At 30.0% G+C, this 17,693-nt stretch carries 14 protein-coding genes; 7 read left to right on the top strand and 7 right to left on the bottom strand.

What is annotated here, in order from left to right; translation table 11 throughout:
* The first annotated feature begins 88 nt into the window (after nt 1-88).
* The gene (locus GFU93_RS05920; RefSeq protein WP_160567996.1) at nt 89-1,015 is read left to right on the top strand and encodes a ribonuclease Z; all 927 of its coding nucleotides are present in this window, start codon (nt 89-91) and stop codon (nt 1,013-1,015) included.
* A 118-nt stretch (nt 1,016-1,133) separates the two neighbouring features.
* Nucleotides 1,134-2,477 (top strand): NCS2 family permease, encoded by a 1,344-nt coding sequence (locus GFU93_RS05915; RefSeq protein WP_160567994.1) that lies wholly within the window; start codon nt 1,134-1,136, stop codon nt 2,475-2,477.
* Nucleotides 2,478-2,775: 298 nt separating this feature from the next.
* Here GFU93_RS05915 and GFU93_RS05910 read toward each other — a convergent pair whose 3' ends face one another.
* Nucleotides 2,776-4,032, bottom strand: coding sequence for a glutamate-5-semialdehyde dehydrogenase (locus tag GFU93_RS05910; protein WP_255448655.1), 1,257 nt, complete (start codon nt 4,030-4,032; stop codon nt 2,776-2,778).
* Nucleotides 4,033-5,109 (bottom strand): glutamate 5-kinase, encoded by a 1,077-nt coding sequence (proB, locus tag GFU93_RS05905; RefSeq protein ID WP_160567993.1) that lies wholly within the window; start codon nt 5,107-5,109, stop codon nt 4,033-4,035.
* Between the two features lie 259 nt (nt 5,110-5,368).
* Between proB and GFU93_RS05900 the strand changes: the two genes are divergently transcribed.
* The 3 genes from GFU93_RS05900 (at nt 5,369) to GFU93_RS05890 (ending at nt 7,109) form a co-directional block, all read left to right on the top strand.
* On the top strand, nt 5,369-5,692 hold the full coding sequence (locus tag GFU93_RS05900) for a zinc ribbon domain-containing protein YjdM (RefSeq protein ID WP_105297050.1): 324 nt from the start codon (nt 5,369-5,371) through the stop codon (nt 5,690-5,692).
* Nucleotides 5,693-5,970: 278 nt separating this feature from the next.
* A complete protein-coding gene (locus tag GFU93_RS05895) occupies nt 5,971-6,378 on the top strand; it encodes an Rrf2 family transcriptional regulator (RefSeq protein WP_160567991.1) in 408 nt (135 codons plus the stop codon).
* Nucleotides 6,379-6,458: 80 nt separating this feature from the next.
* The gene (locus GFU93_RS05890; protein ID WP_160567989.1) at nt 6,459-7,109 is read left to right on the top strand and encodes an NAD(P)-dependent oxidoreductase; all 651 of its coding nucleotides are present in this window, start codon (nt 6,459-6,461) and stop codon (nt 7,107-7,109) included.
* Between the two features lie 128 nt (nt 7,110-7,237).
* Here GFU93_RS05890 and GFU93_RS05885 read toward each other — a convergent pair whose 3' ends face one another.
* Nucleotides 7,238-7,882, bottom strand: coding sequence for a trimeric intracellular cation channel family protein (locus GFU93_RS05885; RefSeq protein ID WP_105297047.1), 645 nt, complete (start codon nt 7,880-7,882; stop codon nt 7,238-7,240).
* Between the two features lie 420 nt (nt 7,883-8,302).
* On the opposite strand from GFU93_RS05885, the gene uvrA reads away from it, so the two are divergent.
* On the top strand, nt 8,303-11,125 hold the full coding sequence (uvrA, locus tag GFU93_RS05880; RefSeq protein WP_160567987.1) for an excinuclease ABC subunit UvrA: 2,823 nt from the start codon (nt 8,303-8,305) through the stop codon (nt 11,123-11,125).
* A 403-nt stretch (nt 11,126-11,528) separates the two neighbouring features.
* Entirely contained in the window at nt 11,529-11,990 is a 462-nt protein-coding gene (gene rpiB / locus GFU93_RS05875) for a ribose 5-phosphate isomerase B (RefSeq protein WP_160567985.1), read from the top strand.
* 141 nt (nt 11,991-12,131) lie between these two features.
* Here rpiB and upp read toward each other — a convergent pair whose 3' ends face one another.
* The 4 genes from upp to GFU93_RS05855 form a co-directional block, all read right to left on the bottom strand.
* Complete coding sequence (upp, locus tag GFU93_RS05870; protein WP_105297044.1) at nt 12,132-12,791, bottom strand: uracil phosphoribosyltransferase; 660 nt, start codon at nt 12,789-12,791, stop codon at nt 12,132-12,134.
* Nucleotides 12,792-12,872: 81 nt separating this feature from the next.
* The gene (locus GFU93_RS05865) at nt 12,873-13,544 is read right to left on the bottom strand and encodes a DUF4919 domain-containing protein (protein WP_160567983.1); all 672 of its coding nucleotides are present in this window, start codon (nt 13,542-13,544) and stop codon (nt 12,873-12,875) included.
* A gap of 332 nt (nt 13,545-13,876) precedes the next feature.
* Nucleotides 13,877-15,079, bottom strand: a complete 1,203-nt coding sequence (locus tag GFU93_RS05860) for an NAD(P)/FAD-dependent oxidoreductase (RefSeq protein WP_160567981.1) — start codon at nt 15,077-15,079, stop codon at nt 13,877-13,879.
* An 87-nt stretch (nt 15,080-15,166) separates the two neighbouring features.
* Nucleotides 15,167-17,674 carry an exopolysaccharide transport family protein gene (locus GFU93_RS05855; protein WP_105297041.1) on the bottom strand — a complete coding sequence of 836 codons (2,508 nt, stop codon included), beginning with the start codon at nt 17,672-17,674 and terminating at the stop codon, nt 15,167-15,169.
* Between the last annotated feature and the right edge of the window lie 19 nt (nt 17,675-17,693).

Genomic DNA, 17,693 nt, shown 5'->3' with positions numbered 1-17,693 from the left:
TTTATCAAATGAAAAAAATCATGTATTTTTATGAAAAATATTAGTAAGGTAATAGTTTGTAAAAACTCAAAAATACAACTTAAAATTTATGAAACTTACTATTTTAGGATATAACTCAGCGGTTCCGACTGTTCGTACCAATCCTACATCACAGTTATTAGAATGTAATAACCAATATTTTCTAATAGATTGTGGAGAAGGGACTCAAGTACAACTTAGAAAAGCAAGAGTAAAATTTACCCATATAAATACTATATTTATTTCTCATCTACATGGCGATCATGTTTTTGGTTTGATTGGGCTTATATCTTCCTTTCATTTATTGGGAAGAACTGAACCTTTAACCATTTATGGGCCCAAAGGAATTAAAAAATTAATTGAAATTCAATTACTATTAACTGAGAGTAGTAATCAGTTTGATATTAACTTTATTGAACTGACTTCTTTAAAAAGTGAATTAATTTATGAAGATAATAAATTGTGTGTTTGGACGATTCCATTAAACCATCGTATTTATACCAATGGGTTTCTGTTTAAAGAAAAAGTAAAGCCGAGAAGGCTAAATATGGATGTAATTAAATACAATCCCGAAATTGAAGTATGCGATTATCATAATTTGAAATTAGGTAAAGATTTTATAACTCAATCCGGAGATATCATAAAAAATGAGTATCTTACCCTTCCTCCTAAACATTCTTACAGCTATGCCTTTTGTTCAGATACTAAATTCAGTCTCGATATAGTCCCGTTAATTAAAGGGGTAGATGTTTTATACCATGAAGCTACTTTTTTAGATGAATTAAGAGAATTAGCCTCTAAAACAGGACATACCACAGCATATCAAGCCGCAGAAATAGCAAAAATGGCAAACGTTAAAGTATTAATATTAGGGCATTTTTCCAATCGTTATACCGATATATCCATACTAAAAGAAGAAGCCGGTCAAGTCTTTTTCAATACGATTTTACCCGAAGAGCTTTTAACTTTAGATTTTAATAAACTGATAATTAATTAAATAAAAAATGCAATTGATTAAATGAGTGGTAAGGCAGCCTTTACACACAAAAACACTAACCAATATTACTTATTTGTTAGTACTTTTGCTTTTTACTAAACTAAACTAAACTGATAACATGAAAACTTTTCTAGACGGATATTTTAAGCTATCCGAAAATGGTACAACTATTAAAAAAGAATTAGTAGCCGGGATCATCACTTTTTTAACCATGTCCTATGCTTTGATAGTCAATCCTAGTATTTTATCGGAAACGGGAATGGATAGAGAAGCTCTTTTTACAGGAACTACGTTAGCTATTATTTTTGCGACGTTGTTAATGGGAATATTGGCAAAATTGCCCATAGCTCAAGGACCCGGAATGGGACTGAACAGCTTTTTTGCTTTTTCTGTAGTTTTAGGACTTGGATATTCTTGGCAATTTGCTCTAACAGCTGTTTTTATAGAGGGGCTTATATTTATAATTCTTACTTTTTTGAATGTCAGGGAAATGATAGTTAAAAGCATTCCTAGAGTACTGAAAGAGGCAATCCCTGTCGGAATTGGATTATTTATTACCTTAATAGGACTAAAAGGAGCGAATATCATTGTTTCAGATCCCAATACTTTTCTTGCTTTAGGTGATTTTAAACAACATTCGGTATGGATTGCTTTTGCGGGATTGTTGGTTACGGCTGTACTTCATTCGCGCAATATAAATGGATCCATCTTAGCGGGAATTGTAGTTTCCACTTTATTCAGCTATTTGTTGGGCGACATACAATTACCAGGTTCATTGGTAAGCATGCCTCCTTCTATTGAACCTATATTTGGTAAAGCTGTCGAACCGATGTTTTCTTCTGAAGGATGGGACAAAATATTTTCAGTGGATATGTTGATTGTAGTTTTCACTTTTCTATTTGTTAATTTATTTGATACGATTGGAACATTAATAGGAGTTGTATCTAAATTGGGATTCACGGATGAAGAAGGAAATTTTCCTCAAATGAAAAAAGCATTATTGTCTGATGCATTGGGAACGACGGTTGGAGCGATCTTGGGTACCAGCACAATTACTTCATATGTAGAAAGTGCTTCCGGAGTAGCCTCCGGAGGACGTACCGGTCTTACAGCGGTTAGTACAGCTATGATGTTCTTTTTATCTTTATTTTTAGCTCCTATATTTTTATTAGTTCCGGCAGCTGCCACAGCTCCGGCATTAATTATTGTCGGTCTCTTTATGATTTCTTCTGTTGTAAAAATTAATTTTAATGATATCACGGAAGGTTTACCCGCATTTTTAACCATAATTTTTATGCCTTTTACATTTAGTATAGCGGAAGGTATTGTATTTGGTATGCTAAGCTTTACTTTATTGAAAGTATTAGGTGGCAGAAGAAAAGAGGTTACTCCAACGGTTTATATTGTTTCGTTACTGTTTTTAGTGAAAATAGTTTTGGATGCTTCGAAGATTTTAGGATGAGATTGAAAAACGGTGATGAAAATAATAACTAATTAATACTTAGATATTTTGAATAGGAACTGATTTTAATTAATATATATTTTGTATTTGTAATGGATGATTTAAATTTTACAAACTGATTAAAATTTAGTTCATCCATTGCCTTTTATTATTTTCAAAATTTATATTTAATGAAATTTTTTACATATTAAAGATAAATCATTCATCTTTTTTTAATTCCAATTTTTATACTGAATTTAAAAACCGAAAAGTTTATTAATTTAAGAAATAAAAATGGTATAGCTACTATCTAAATTATTTACGGTCTTATTTGACCGTTACCTTCTACAATCCACTTATAAGAACATAATTCATCCAAAGCCATAGGACCTCGTGCATGCATTTTCTGCGTGCTGATCCCTATTTCTGCTCCCATTCCGAATTGTGCGCCATCTGTGAAGGCAGTAGAAGTATTAACATAAATACAAGCGGCATCTACCAGCTTTTCAAAAATTTTTATACATGATTTATTTTCACTTATTATTGCTTCGCTATGTTTGGATCCGTAGTTCGCTATATGTTCAATTGCTTCATTAATAGAATTTACCGTTTTTATAGACATTTTATAATCCAAGAATTCCATTCCGTAATTTGCGGAAGTTGCTTTATATAATAAATTGGATGGATAAGAGTTTTCTAATTGAGCGTATGCAGGTTCATCCGCATAAATAACCACTTTTTTCTCAATTAATTTTTTACACAATTCGGGAAGGTCCTGTATTCTTTCCTTATCAATAAGTAAGCAATCCAACGAATTGCAAACGCTAACTTTTCGGGTTTTAGCATTAAAGATGATCTCTTTTCCTATTTCTAAATTACCTTCTCGGTGGAAATAAGTATGGCATACTCCTGCACCGGTTTCAATTACAGGGATTTTCGAATTTTCACGAACAAAATTAATAAGCTCTTTACTTCCTCTCGGAATAAGAAGATCAACATAATTACTTGCGTTCAATAATTGTAAAGTCGAAGAACGATCAGCGGGCAATAAATTACAAATATCGGGACTCAAACCCTCCTGTAGTAAAACTCGCTTAATAATCGAAACAATCGCTGTATTAGAAAAAAAAGCATCAGAGCCTCCTTTCAAAATACAAACATTACCCGATTTTAAACACAAAGAAAATACATCGAAGCTTACATTCGGTCTGGCTTCATAAATAATTCCTATAACTCCGAAAGGAACTGTAATTTTAGATAACTTAAGACCATTGGAAAGAATTTTTTCTGAAATTATTTTTCCTACAGGTGAGGGAAGAGAGGCAACTTTGCGAATATCTTTTGCTATATCTTGTATGCGTTCTTCAGTTAAAAGCAACCGATCAAATTTCGGATCGGAAGTAGACATCCGTTCTATATCTTTCTTATTTTCAGAAAGAATATAGGGAATTGAATTTTCAGTTTCTTTTGCAAGAACTTCTAAAACTTGGTTGATTTTATCAATATCAACTAAATTTAGTTCATTTACAGCTTTAACGGATGAGGTAAAAATATTTTGTTGTATAGAAGACATCATTTATTTTTCAATATATAAATAGTCGTAATGTATGATCGGCTTGTTGTTGGCCTGTCCTAAAATTTCTTTCGCTTTTTCGCTGGAATAGGAAGATCTGCCTATTCCAATTTGTTTTCCGGTATGATCAATAATGCGAACAATATCATCATTTTCAAAATTTCCGACTATCCGAGTTACGCCTACAGGCAATATGCTGACGGCTTTAAAATTTAATAAAGCTTTTCTTACTCCTTCATTAATATGTATTTCTCCTTTAGCGAAACCTTCAGAATGGGCGATCCATTTTTTCACGCCCGAAATTTCTTTAGATGCCGGAATAAATCGGGTGGAAGGTGTGTCAACGCCATTTACAAGTCGAGAAATGATGTTTTTTATCCTTCCATTGGCAATAATAACTTCTATACCTTCTTCTGCTACTTTTCTAGCTATATTATATTTGGTTTTCATTCCGCCTCTTCCGGTAGTCGACCGCTTAGATTGTATATAATCCTCAACAGAATCACTTGAACTTTCTATTTCTTTTATAAGCTTAGATTCAGGGTCTGAAGGATCGCCGGTATAAATTCCATCGATATTACTTAAAATGATCAATTTTTTGCAATCCATCATAGCAGCTATCAAGCCTGATAATTCGTCGTTATCCGTAAACATTAGTTCATTAACGGAAATCGCATCGTTTTCATTAACAATTGGAATCACATGATTTTCAAGCATAATATTCATGCAATTTCTTTGATTTAGATAATGCCTGCGTGTTGAAAAATCTTCTTTAGTTGCTAAGATTTGTCCGCATAGAATTCCGTGTTGATTAAATAGGTCGTAATATCTATGAATTAGTTTTACCTGTCCAACAGAAGAATATAACTGGCGAGCTGAAATGCTGTCAAGCTTTGAATGGATTTTAAATTCATTTTTACCGGACGCTACCGCTCCGGATGATACCAGAATGATTTCCGTATTATTTTTATGAAGTTCAGCAATCTGATCAACGATATCAGACATTTGGGTAATGTCAAGAGTTTCATCCTTACGGGTTAACAGCTGACTTCCAATCTTTACAACAATTCTATCTTTCATGGTAAATGAATTTGTCGAAATAAAACAAAGGTAAACTTTTTTATTTTGACTAAAAGAATCTTATAAATTAAATAATAATTTATATAGTTATAAAAAAATCTATATATAAATATTTTTAAAAATTTGGAAAAATACTTTGTAAATAATTAGAGAAAAGAATAATATAAATGTAATAGTAAATTGAATATTTGTTCTCTGCGTTTAAATAAGTTATATTTGCATCCCAATTAAATTTAGTAATCTTTAAAAAGAAAAAATAATGACAGATGTTTTAAAGTGCCCAAAATGTTCAATGGAAAATGTTTATTTTGATGGTACTTCCTATGTATGCCCGGATTGTTTTTATGAATGGTCGGGAGAAGAATCGGCGGGAAATTCAATAGTTAAAGATAGCAACGGAGCTGAACTTCAAGATGGAGATGCGGTTACAGTCATTAAAGATCTTAAAGTAAAAGGTTCTTCTATGGTAATCAAAAGAGGAACTAAAGTAAAAAGCATCCGATTAACTGATAATCCGGAAGAAGTAGATTGTAAAATTGACGGTTCAAGTATTGTTTTAAAGACCTGTTTTCTTAAGAAATAAAATTTATAAATATATTTATACTTATGAAAGAGCTGCTTTAGTAGCTCTTTTTTTTGTTGTAACATTTCTTTGAATTCCTTTTTTTAAATCTATTTTTTTAAGGTCTGTATAACAAGTAAATAAAAGTTATATATCGGAAACTAATTCATTTTGAAATAGCGACAATTCAAAATAATAGTTTACTAATTTATTTTAATAAATATTGAATAACTTAATAAATATGTAAATATTTTATAAAAAAAGCTTATATTTGAACTGTAATTAAAAATATTACAGTAATGAATGATCGCCATTTTACAGTTTCCATGCATATACTTACTCTTTTGGCAAAAAATTTGGATCAATGGCTACCGTCAGCTTATATAGCAGGAAGTTTAAATCTTAATCCTGTTATAGTTAGGAATGAATTATCCAACCTTCAAAAACATGGTTTTATAGAAACAAAAGAAGGAAAGAACGGGGGAAGTAGATTATTAAAATCTCCTGAAAAAATTGCATTGTCTGAAATTTATTTAAGTGTTTACAATCAATCGCTAGTAGGAAAACTTTTACCATCTCCCAATCCTTTATGTTGTGTCGGAAAAAAAATTAATGAAAACATTAGCGAATTGAATGAAACTATTGAAGAGGTAGTATTTAAAAAACTGGAAGGAGTAACCCTTCTAGATTTCAGCATGAAATTTTAGGGAAAACAAATATGGAATTCTCATTTATTATATGAAAATAAGTTATCAAAGAATTAATTATTAATATTAGTATACAAATTATGAAAAAAGTAGCATTAATAGGTGCCTCAGGATTTATAGGGTCACAATTAGTAAAAGAATTACTGAGCAGAGGGTACCAAGTAACAGCAATCGTTCGTTCGGCTGATAAAATTAAGAATGACGATAAAAATTTAAAAGTGGTAAGTGCAAATGTATTTGACACAGATAAATTAGCTGAAGTTTTAAAAAATAATGATGCAGTAATAAGTGCATATAATCCGGGCTGGACTAATCCCAATATTTACGATGATACAATAAAAGGATATCAATCAATAATTGAGGCTGTTAAAAAAGCGGGTATTAAGAGATTACAAGCGGTTGGTGGAGCAGGAAGCTTATTGGTAGCTCCGGGTAAAACCGTTGTAGATTCAGGAGCCATTCCGGACGAAATTTTACCGGGAGTTAAGGCATTAGCATTAGTCTTAAAAGATCAATTTTTACCGGAAAAAGAACTAGATTGGGTTTTCTTTTCACCTGCCGGAACTATAGAGCCGGGAGAAAGAACAGGAAAATATCGTTTAGGATTAGACAATCTTATTACAGATGATCAAGGGAACAGTAAAATATCTGTTCAGGATTATGCGAAGGCTATGGTCGACGAACTTGAAAATCCAAAACATCATCAACAAAGATTTACCATAGGATATTAAAAAGGGGAGTGTTTAAACTCCCTTTTTCTTTTTATATAGTAATGTATATTTTAAATTTTTAAAATGAAATGGTCTAACTTCTTAATTAATTTATAAATTTAGATTATGAAGTAAAGACATACTATGATTTAAAGTTTTTCACTTTTAAGTTTAGGGATTTGCAAATCCCATCTAACGGCTATATATCTTAATAAAACTACAATTCCGATAGTTACAGCACTAATAAAAGGTAAATTAAAGTTGAAGAATTGAAGCGTTACAAAAAAAATACCTCCAACTATACAGGGAGAAGCATAAATTTCACGTTTAAAGATTCGAGGGACTTTATTTAAAAGAATATCGCGAATTACTCCACCTAAAACAGCTGTAATAGTTCCCATAATCACTATGACCCAAGAGTCATATCCTAACAACATAGCCTTTTCAGCGCCTACAACAACAAATAATCCAAGACCGATACTATCACTCCAAAAAAAGAAACTATTTAAATGATTAAGATGCTCACGTAGAAATATATAAAATAACAAAGAGAAAAGAGTACACCATACATAAATACTATTAAGCATCCAAAAAGGAGTTATACCCAAAAGAAGGTCTCGAAAAGTTCCTCCTCCAACGGCAGTAACAAAACCTAAAACAAAAGCACCAAACCAATCGCATTTTTTTGTTGCAGCACCCCGAACACCACTGATTGCAAAAGCAAATGTTCCTATAAATTCAATAATATCAACGAAGCGTATTTGTCGAACTAATTCAAAAACGTATTCTTTCATGGTTATCAATTCAATTAAAACTTGCAAAATTACAATAATTTAGCATTAGCCGGTTTGAACGTTACTAATTTAATTAACTAAATTTTCATTGGTAAAAATTATAAAATATCAAAAACAAAAACTTTTAATTAGAGGGTTTTATAAGAATTATCCCCTCTATAGAATACGGGATTTAATTATCTCATTACTACTTGTTTGTAATGTATATTTTATAAAATTGGAATACCCCATGATGATTAATTATTGGTTCAAATTTACCTAATTTTTCAGAACATAAATAAGTCAAAGATTTGGTATGATTTTTTTGTTATTTATACATAATATGTTAACTACAGATTTAAATAAAAGAAGCAAATTTTCATATCTTTGCGCACTACTTTAATTTAAGTCAGTTAATCGATTAACTTGAGATAACCTATAATGAATCAGGATTATATAAATATTTATGGAGCAAGAGAACATAACCTCAAAGATATTTCTCTTAAAATTCCCAGAAATCAATTAGTAGTAATTACCGGTTTAAGTGGAAGTGGAAAATCTTCCTTGGCATTTGATACAATTTATGCAGAAGGTCAAAGACGATATATCGAAACTTTTTCAGCCTATGCACGTCAATTTTTGGGAACTTTAGATCGTCCGGATGTAGATAAAATAGATGGTTTATCTCCTGTTATAGCTATTGAACAAAAAACTACATCGAAAAACCCACGTTCAACTGTAGGGACCGTAACAGAATTGTATGACTTTTTTCGATTGTTATATGCCCGTGCTTCGGACGCTTTTTCATATAAGACGGGTGAAAAAATGGTTACTTATTCGGAAGATCAAATTACTGATTTAATTTATAAGGATTTTTCAGGAGAGAAAGTTTTGGTTTTAGCGCCATTAATTAGATCAAGAAAAGGACATTATAGAGAGTTGTTTGCAAATCTGGCTAAAAAGGGATTTTTACAAGTTAGAGTTGATGGAGAATTATTGGACATTGTTCCGGATATGAAGTTAGACCGTTATAAGATTCACGATATTGAGGTTGTAATAGATAAGCTGATTATAGATACAAAAAAGAATACCCAACGAATCATACAATCGATACGGTTAGCCATGCAATATGGAGAGGGTACCATAATGCTTTTGAAGCAAGGAGAGGAGCAGGGAAAATATTTTAGTCGTAATTTAATGTGTCCCAGTACCGGGATTTCTTATCAAATGCCGGAGCCAAATACTTTTTCTTTTAATTCTCCTAAAGGAGCGTGTGAGCACTGTAACGGATTAGGAAGAGTTAAGGAAATCAATATAAATAAGTTGGTGCCCAATCCCAAATTATCTTTTGACAAAAACGTTTTTCCAATTTTTGAAGAACTTAGTCATACCGGATGGATCTTATCTCAAATAGATGTTATCCTAAAAAAGAATGGTTTTACAATGTCTACTCCGTGGGAAAAACTTTCTGATCAAGCAAAAGATGAAATACTCTATGGAATAAATGATAAGGTTACCTTAGATTTAGATTATGCTCAAATTAAGAAGACCTATAAAGTAAATTTTGAAGGAATCATTGATTATATAACTCGTTTGTCCACCGGAAAAGATGAAGAAGAATCTCAAAAATTTAAAACTCAGGTATTTGAAGACAGAATTTGTTCGGTTTGTGAGGGAGCACGCTTAAAAAAAGAAAGTTTATTTTTTAAGATTGATAACAAAAACATTTCGGAAATAGCCCGATTTTCTTTACAAAAATTAAGTGAATGGATTCATGAATTGCCTTCAAAATTATCTGAAAATAACCAAATAATTGCTAAAGATTTAATTCAAGAAATTTCCAAGAGACTCAGTTTTTTAGTTGATGTTGGTTTAGATTATCTTAGTTTGGATAGGCCGTCGCAGACCTTATCCGGTGGAGAATCTCAAAGAATACGTTTGGCTACACAAATTGGTTCTCAATTGGTCAATGTTTTATACATTTTAGATGAGCCGAGCATTGGGTTACATCAACGCGATAATATTAAATTAATAGACTCTTTAAAAAAACTTAGAGATTTAGGTAACTCTGTTTTAGTAGTGGAACATGATAAAGATATGATCCTAAATGCAGACTATGTAATAGATATGGGACCGTTGGCCGGAAAGGGAGGGGGTGAGGTAGTTTGGGAAGGAAAACCACAAAATATATCAAAAGCAAATACATTAACTGCAAAATATATTAATGGAGAATTACAAATTCCCATACCCGAAGAACGAAGAAAAGGAAATGGTAATCATTTAAAATTAATAGGATGTACAGGAAATAACTTAAAAAATGTAACCCTGGATATACCTTTAGGGGCATTGGTTTGCATAACCGGAGTTTCCGGGAGTGGAAAATCTTCGTTAATAACCAATACATTATATCCTATATTAAATAAACATTTCTATCGTGCTGAAAAAGAACCTCTTCCGTATAAGAAGATTGAAGGTATTGAATTTTTGGACAAGATTGTAGATGTAGATCAATCGCCAATTGGTCGAACTCCAAGATCCAATCCTGCAACCTATACAGGAGTTTTTACAGATATACGAAACTTGTTTGCTCAATTGCCTGAATCAAAGATAAGAGGATATCAATTGCGTAGGTTTTCTTTTAATGTAAAAGGAGGAAGATGTGAAGTTTGTCAAGGTTCCGGATTGAAATTGATTGAAATGAATTTTTTACCGGATATATATGTTCATTGTGAAGCCTGTCATGGAAAACGATTTAACAGAGAAACTTTAGAGGTAAGATACAAAGGTAAATCTATTTCAGATGTATTGGATATGACCATAGATGAAGCTGTAGATTTTTTCCAGCCAATCCCTAAAATTCATCGCATTATTAAAACATTACAAGAAGTAGGTTTAGGTTATATTACTTTAGGACAGCAATCAACAACCCTATCGGGAGGAGAAGCTCAACGAGTTAAATTAGCTAAAGAATTAAGTAAAAAACAAACAGGAAATACCATTTATATATTGGATGAGCCAACTACAGGCTTACATTTTGAAGATATCAGAATTTTAATGGAAGTAATCAATCGTTTGGTAAATTTAGGTAATTCAATTATTATTATCGAGCATAACCTCGATGTTATTAAGGCAGCAGATTATATTATTGACATCGGATTGGAAGGAGGAGATAAAGGAGGTAAAATAATTGCACAAGGTACCCCGGAAGAAGTAGTTAAAAATAAAAGCAGTTATACTGCAAAATTTTTAAAGGATGAATTATAATTATTGCTAAATTATTTATAAATAAATTGTGTATTAATTGATCCGGCTACCCCCGTTCATAATTTACCTATTTATCTTAATTTCTATCAAGATTTTTAAAATTTGTTTCTGTGAAATAAAGAAATTTTACTTTTCAATAGTATTAATTTTATTAACATTTATTTTTCTTCTTAAGATAATTTTAAGAAATCTTTAAAAAATTTTCATCAGATTTTTACTTGAGTTTTTTAATGTATTTAATTGTATTGTAATTTTTTACAAAATATTTTTTTGCTAACTTAAAGGTAAAATTATTTACAATTGTGAATAAAAATTAAAATTTCTGTTGGTAAACTGCTAAATAGTACTTATATTTGTTAAAGAAATCTTAATAAAGATTTAACTAAAACACACAAACAATATTATGAGTAAGAAAAAAATAGCAATAGGCTGCGATGAGGCAGCGTATGCTTTAAAAATTGTCTTAAAAGATCATTTAGAAAAATTAGGATATGAAGTCAAAGACTTTGGTGCTGAAAAAGGAGAGGTGGTTTTATATCCGGATGTTGCAGCAAAAGTAGCAAAGGCTGTAGCAGCAGGAGAATTTGAAAGAGCTGTGTTAACGTGTGGTACGGGTATAGGAATGGCAATAACAGCCAATAAAATACCAGGAGTTAGAGCAGCAGTTTGTCATGATCCTTTTTCTGCTGAAAGAGCAAGAAAAAGTAATAATGCACAAATTATTTGTTTTGGTGAACGAGTAATTGGGCAAGAACTTGCGAAAAGTTTGTTGAATACTTGGTTAGAGTCAGAATTTAGCGGTGGCGGTTCTGCTCCAAAAGTTCAACGAATCTGTGATTACGAAGAAGAATATTTCAAAAAATAAATTTTGAAATTTTAAAAAAGATATTTTTATTTATTTTAAATAGTTATTAATAATTATTCAATCAAAAAAAGAGTAAGTTAAATTAAACGTTACTCTTTTTTTTATTTTATTATGTTCGCTAAAAAAAGAAATCTGCTTTATCTATTTGGATAATTTTTTTCCAAAAGCCAAATCACCGGCATCTCCTAATCCGGGTACGATATATTTATTTTCATCTAATTCATCATCAACAGACGCAATCCATAATTCTGAATTTTCAGGTAATTTAGTTTTAATGTAATCAATTCCCGGTTTGGAGCCTATGGCTGCAACAATATGTACTTTCTTAGGCTTTCCTTGACTTAATAAAACTTCATAAACATTTGCCAAAGATTCACCGGTAGCCAGCATAGGATCTGAAATTATTAATGTTTTATCTTGCAAAGAAGGAGTTGCCAAATATTCAACCACTATTTCAAATTCTTTATTACTGTTCGGATGATGTCTAAATGCGGATACGAATGTGGTTTCCGCTTGATCAAAAAAATTCATCATTCCTTGATGTAAAGGTAATCCCGCTCTCAAAATAGTACATAGTACAGGTTGCTGGATAATCAATTCTGTAGGCTTACTACCTAAAGGAGTAGTAATGTTAACAGTTTGGTATTCAAGCGTCTTACTTAGTTCGTAACCTAAAATTTCACCTATTCTTTCCAAATTTTTTCTAAATCTCATTCTGTCTTTCTGAATAGAGACATCTCTTAATTCTCCTACAAAATGATTTAAAATGGATTTAGATTTACTGAAATCGTGGACTATCATAAATATTATTTTTGTAAATATAAGTTATTTACTCTAATAGTTTATAAACTAAGTAGTGACTACAAAGATGATTTAGTTATTCTATTTATCAGAAGATTCTGTAAAAACCTCTATATAAATTTTATTTCTTTTATCTTTTTGATATTTTTGTTCTTTAGTCCAAATATCTAAGATAGTAGTTGAATTTAGCTTTTCAGAATTTCTACTATACATTTCAAGATTAATTCCTAAATAATTTAAAAGTGCAAATTCATCACTTAATGAAATAACTTTAAAAGCGGTTTCCTTATTCTTTCCATCTCCATAGTCGGCAATAGCTCTCATTAAAATTTCAGCTTGATTTTTTAATAGTTTTAATCTTTCTTCATTTTCATTATTTTCATTATAACATATAATTAGATTTAAAATTACCGTAAGATTAACCGGATCATTTTTTAGTAATTCTTCTCCTAAAATAACTGCCTTAGTATATTTTTTAGCTGCTATTTGTTTCATGAATTTTAAATAATTGTTTTTTCCTTCCAAAGATTTAGTATAATATGAAGTATATAGCTTACCATAATAAAGGTAATACGATTTCACCTTTTCATTATGGAAGTTAGACGCATTATTTAAGAATTCAGATATTAAATGATCATAATAATAGGACGAATTCTTATCCGTTACATTTTCTTTTATGATTTCAAAATTTATCGTTTGTGAAAATGACAAATTAAATACCAATAAGGTTAAAATAGAATAGAAAGGTTTCATATAATTTGTGTATTAGTTAGTATAAAAATGAAATATAAATATAATTAGATGTTACATAGTTATTTTTTAAGGATATAATGTTTTTATTTAAAATGAACGGATACTTAAAATTCATAGTAGTTAAATTATTTTTTATTAGTAAAAGAGCATCTAAAATGATAGCTTGTCGGACTAACTGTTGTTGAGTATTTAATTAATAAATAATTTATATAGTAAGATCTTTCACATGTTTTAAATAGGTTTCTAATAAAATCATGGTTAAAATCTTTAAATTGCTTTTATAATAATTAGTATAAATTTTATTTTTCAATTTACTAAATAAAATTTAAATTTCAATTATTTAAATTAAGCTGTTGGCTTATGATATATGCTTCACTCCAACATGCTTGAAAATTAAATCCTCCCGTTAATGCATCAATATTTAAAACTTCACCCGCAAAATATAAATTAGGTATTAATTTAGATTGCATAGTGCGAAAATCAACTTCTTTCAAATCTACACCTCCGGCAGTTACAAATTCATCTTTATGCGTATTTTTACCAGTAATGGATAATTGCGTATTGGTAAGTGATTCGGCTATTTTATTGATATCTTTTTTACTTAAATCGGATAGATTTTTATCGTTAATTTGGAGATGTTCTAAAAGATTATTCCAAAATCGATGAGTTAAATGGTATAGTTTTAAACTATAAATCGATTTTTTGGGATGTTTTTCTTTTTCTTGAATTAATGCCTCTTTTACCTTATCAAAAGTTTCAGAAATCCAATTTACCCGTACAACAAATTTATAATTAAGATTATATAATTCTCGGGCACTCCATGCAGATAATTTTAATACGGCAGGTCCACTTATACCCCAATGCGTGATAAGTAAAGGCCCGAATTCTTTGTATTTTAATAAAGGAATATGTATTTCTGCTTCTGGAAAAGTAATTCCTTGTAAATTGCGAATCAGTGGATCATCACATAAAAAGGTAAATAAGCTAGGGACAGGAGGAATGATGGTATGACCTAATTGATTTAGGATTTTCCACATTTTTAAGGAACTTCCTGTTGCAACTACAAGGGCATCAGCATAATAAGTGGAATGAGTAGTAATTATTTCAAATTGATTTTCTATTTTTTTTAGGTTAATTACCGTTGAATTGTAATTAATTTCTATATTTTTATTGTTTGCCTGCTCAATAAATGTATCTATAATGGTTTGAGAAGAATTAGATTCGGGAAATACTCTATTATCGTTTTCAATTTTTAAATTAACGCCTTTTTGAGCAAACCATTCAAAAGTATCAGATGGTTGAAAATGATTGAATACACTTAAAAGTTCTTTGGATCCCCTAGGATAGAATTTTACCAGTTTTTTAGGTATAAAACAAGCGTTAGTAACATTACATCTTCCTCCGCCCGATATCTTTAATTTTTGAAGGGGACTTTTAGCTTGTTCTAATATAATTGTTTCCCATTTATTGGAATTAATGTTGGATGCTAAAAAAAATCCGGAAGCTCCGCCTCCTATAATGATAAGCTTTTTCACTTACGATTAATTATGTTATATACGAAAATTTTGAGGTATATATATATTTTAAATAAAGGTTGGAATATATTCCAACCTTTTTGATTATTATTTTTTAAATAAACGTTTTATTCGTGTAAATAATGAATTGTCATAGTTTTCATCTTCTTCAAAATATCCATAACCATATCCATAACCATATCCGTACCCGTAGCCATACCCATAACCATATCCTCCCGGATTAACGTAATCATTGAAAATAATTCCAATGTGATTTACCTCATCATTATTATATTTCTCGTTAATGCCCTTTAAAAGCTGTTTATACGTATAATTGCAACGGGCAACATAAATTCTGGCATCAGAAAGAGACATTAAATCGTATGCATCAATAACTAAACCAACCGGTGGAGAATCTATAATGATATAATCATACATAGTTCTTAATTTTTTAATCAATTCTTCATTTTCCATACTAATTAATAATTCACCCGGATTTGGAGGTATAGGTCCTGCCGGAATAATATCTAAATTTTCATATTCTGTTTTTTTAATAATATCTTCAAGTGAATTTGATCCGGAAAGATAACCTGATAATCCTACTTTATTACTAATTTTAAAGTCATCAAAAATTCTAGGTTTTCGCAAGTCCATTCCAACTAAAACCGTTTTTTTACCGCTTAACGCTAAAACAGAAGCTAAGTTAATTGCTATAAAGGTTTTTCCTTCACTGCCTATAGACGAGGTTATTAAAAAAACTTTTCCACCCTTCACATCCTTTTCATTATATAAAAACCTCAAATTGGATCTAATAGCTCGAAAACTTTCAGAAATACTCGATTTAGGTCGTGCCAGTACAGCTAAATTATTTTCGGTATTTTTAGGTCCGATAGTACCTATAATTGGGATTTTAGTAACTGATTTTAAATCTGAAATTAATTTTATTTTATTATCTAATAGTTCGATTAAGAACAACAATATAAGAGGAATAACCAATGATATCCCTATATATTTATATTTATTTTTTTGAATGTTTGGAGTTATAGGAGCTTGTCCCGTATTTTTTGCTTTATCTAATACAGTTATATCAGAAATTGTAGTAGCTTTCCTCATTTCTGCCTCAGATAATTTATCCAAAAGGGTATTGTATATACCGTCATTTAGTAAATAACCTCTTTGCGCATTGACAAATAATCGTTCTTTTTCCGGAAGAGATTCAATATCGAGTTCTAAATTACTTATTTGATTATTTACATTTTTTAAATTGGTAGCGAGATCTTTAGATGAATTATCTAGTAAGGATATAACCTTATTTTTGGCATTATTAATTTTGTAATTTATTTCATTAATAGGTTCTGAATGATCTCTATATATTAATAATAAATCTCTTTTTTCTTGTTCTAAGGTTTGAACATTTTGCATCAAACCATCTATATTATTATCCGATATTCCTAAAATATCTCCATTTAAATAAGTGTTTTTATTGAAAGATGATTTTTTAAAATTATTTAAAGCCTCAATTTTAGATTTTAATTCTTCTCTTCTAAGATCTAAACCTTGTATTTTAGATAAGATAACATTGGTACTAACATCAGATTTTGAAAAAATCTTATTATCCATTTGTACTTTCTGAAAGATTACCGTAGCACTATCTAATTTTCTTTTTGTTATAATGATTTGTTTTTTAATAAAATCAATGGTATTTAAATTAACTTTATTTTTATCTTCAAGTCTTCTTTTTATTAATTCATCTACCGATTTATTTAAGAAATTAATAGTCCCATTTAAACTTAATCCTTTCTTTGTCATAATCATGATGGATGGAAGGTCTTGATCAAAGTCTATAGAAACTAAAGATTTAATTTTGGATACAGAATAATTTATGGTCGATAAGTAAAAATAAAAACTGAGATCTGTAATGTTATCTCCAAATCTGCCCCCGTATTCTTTATTTTTAACAAACTTAAATTTTAAATTATTTGTTTGTACCCATGTATTTAAAGGGACAATGAGCTCTTTTACATATTTGTCTTTACGTATATAATAGTTTTCGTTTGTATAAAGAAAACACGTTTCATTTAAGTTATCAGGAAAAGTGAGTTTAAATTTATGATCAGGGAGTATATCCACTTTAATATCTGTATACAAAGATTGGGGATAATTTGTATCCACTACTATTTTGAAAGGTACATCTACATAGTCAATTTCAGTTGTTTTAAAATTACCTTTTAAATAATAATTTATGTATAGATTAAGCGATTTGACTAAATTTTCGTTGTGAGTTCTGGAAGTCAGTAATTTTTTATAATATATACCTTGCGTAGCCCCTGAATTTCCTCCCCAAATAAAGTTTATGGATTGATTGGGTGCCAGAACGCTTGATGTACCGGAAGATATACTGACTGTGGTAGAAGATTGGTAAAATCGATCAGAAAATCGATTGACAAGAAAAGCTATGGTCCATCCAAATATAAAAGCGATTAAAAACCAATACCAATTTTTTATAAGCCTTCGAATAAATCTTTCAAGACTAAAAAAATTATTTTCGAGAAAATCGGAATTTTTATTTTTTTGTGTTTTATTTTGGTTAGTATTTTGCTGGTCAGTGGTATTCATGTTTCGATACTAAAATTTA

The sequence above is a fragment of the Apibacter sp. B3546 genome (assembly GCF_009827885.1).
In the GTDB taxonomy this organism is placed as follows: domain Bacteria; phylum Bacteroidota; class Bacteroidia; order Flavobacteriales; family Weeksellaceae; genus Apibacter.
The sequence above is the reverse complement of the archived record's forward strand: the minus strand, read 5'-3'. Positions and strand labels throughout refer to the sequence as shown.

Coding starts and splice junctions, on each gene's coding strand:
- uvrA (WP_160567987.1), top strand. CDS start 8,303: ATGAATCAGGATTATATAAATATTTATGGAGCAAGAGAACATAACCTC.
- GFU93_RS05890 (WP_160567989.1), top strand. CDS start 6,459: ATGAAAAAAGTAGCATTAATAGGTGCCTCAGGATTTATAGGGTCACAA.
- GFU93_RS05900 (WP_105297050.1), top strand. CDS start 5,369: ATGACAGATGTTTTAAAGTGCCCAAAATGTTCAATGGAAAATGTTTAT.
- GFU93_RS05885 (WP_105297047.1), bottom strand. CDS start 7,882: ATGAAAGAATACGTTTTTGAATTAGTTCGACAAATACGCTTCGTTGAT.
- GFU93_RS05920 (WP_160567996.1), top strand. CDS start 89: ATGAAACTTACTATTTTAGGATATAACTCAGCGGTTCCGACTGTTCGT.
- GFU93_RS05910 (WP_255448655.1), bottom strand. CDS start 4,032: ATGATGTCTTCTATACAACAAAATATTTTTACCTCATCCGTTAAAGCT.
- rpiB (WP_160567985.1), top strand. CDS start 11,529: ATGAGTAAGAAAAAAATAGCAATAGGCTGCGATGAGGCAGCGTATGCT.
- proB (WP_160567993.1), bottom strand. CDS start 5,109: ATGAAAGATAGAATTGTTGTAAAGATTGGAAGTCAGCTGTTAACCCGT.
- GFU93_RS05855 (WP_105297041.1), bottom strand. CDS start 17,674: ATGAATACCACTGACCAGCAAAATACTAACCAAAATAAAACACAAAAA.
- upp (WP_105297044.1), bottom strand. CDS start 12,791: ATGATAGTCCACGATTTCAGTAAATCTAAATCCATTTTAAATCATTTT.
- GFU93_RS05915 (WP_160567994.1), top strand. CDS start 1,134: ATGAAAACTTTTCTAGACGGATATTTTAAGCTATCCGAAAATGGTACA.
- GFU93_RS05865 (WP_160567983.1), bottom strand. CDS start 13,544: ATGAAACCTTTCTATTCTATTTTAACCTTATTGGTATTTAATTTGTCA.
- GFU93_RS05895 (WP_160567991.1), top strand. CDS start 5,971: ATGAATGATCGCCATTTTACAGTTTCCATGCATATACTTACTCTTTTG.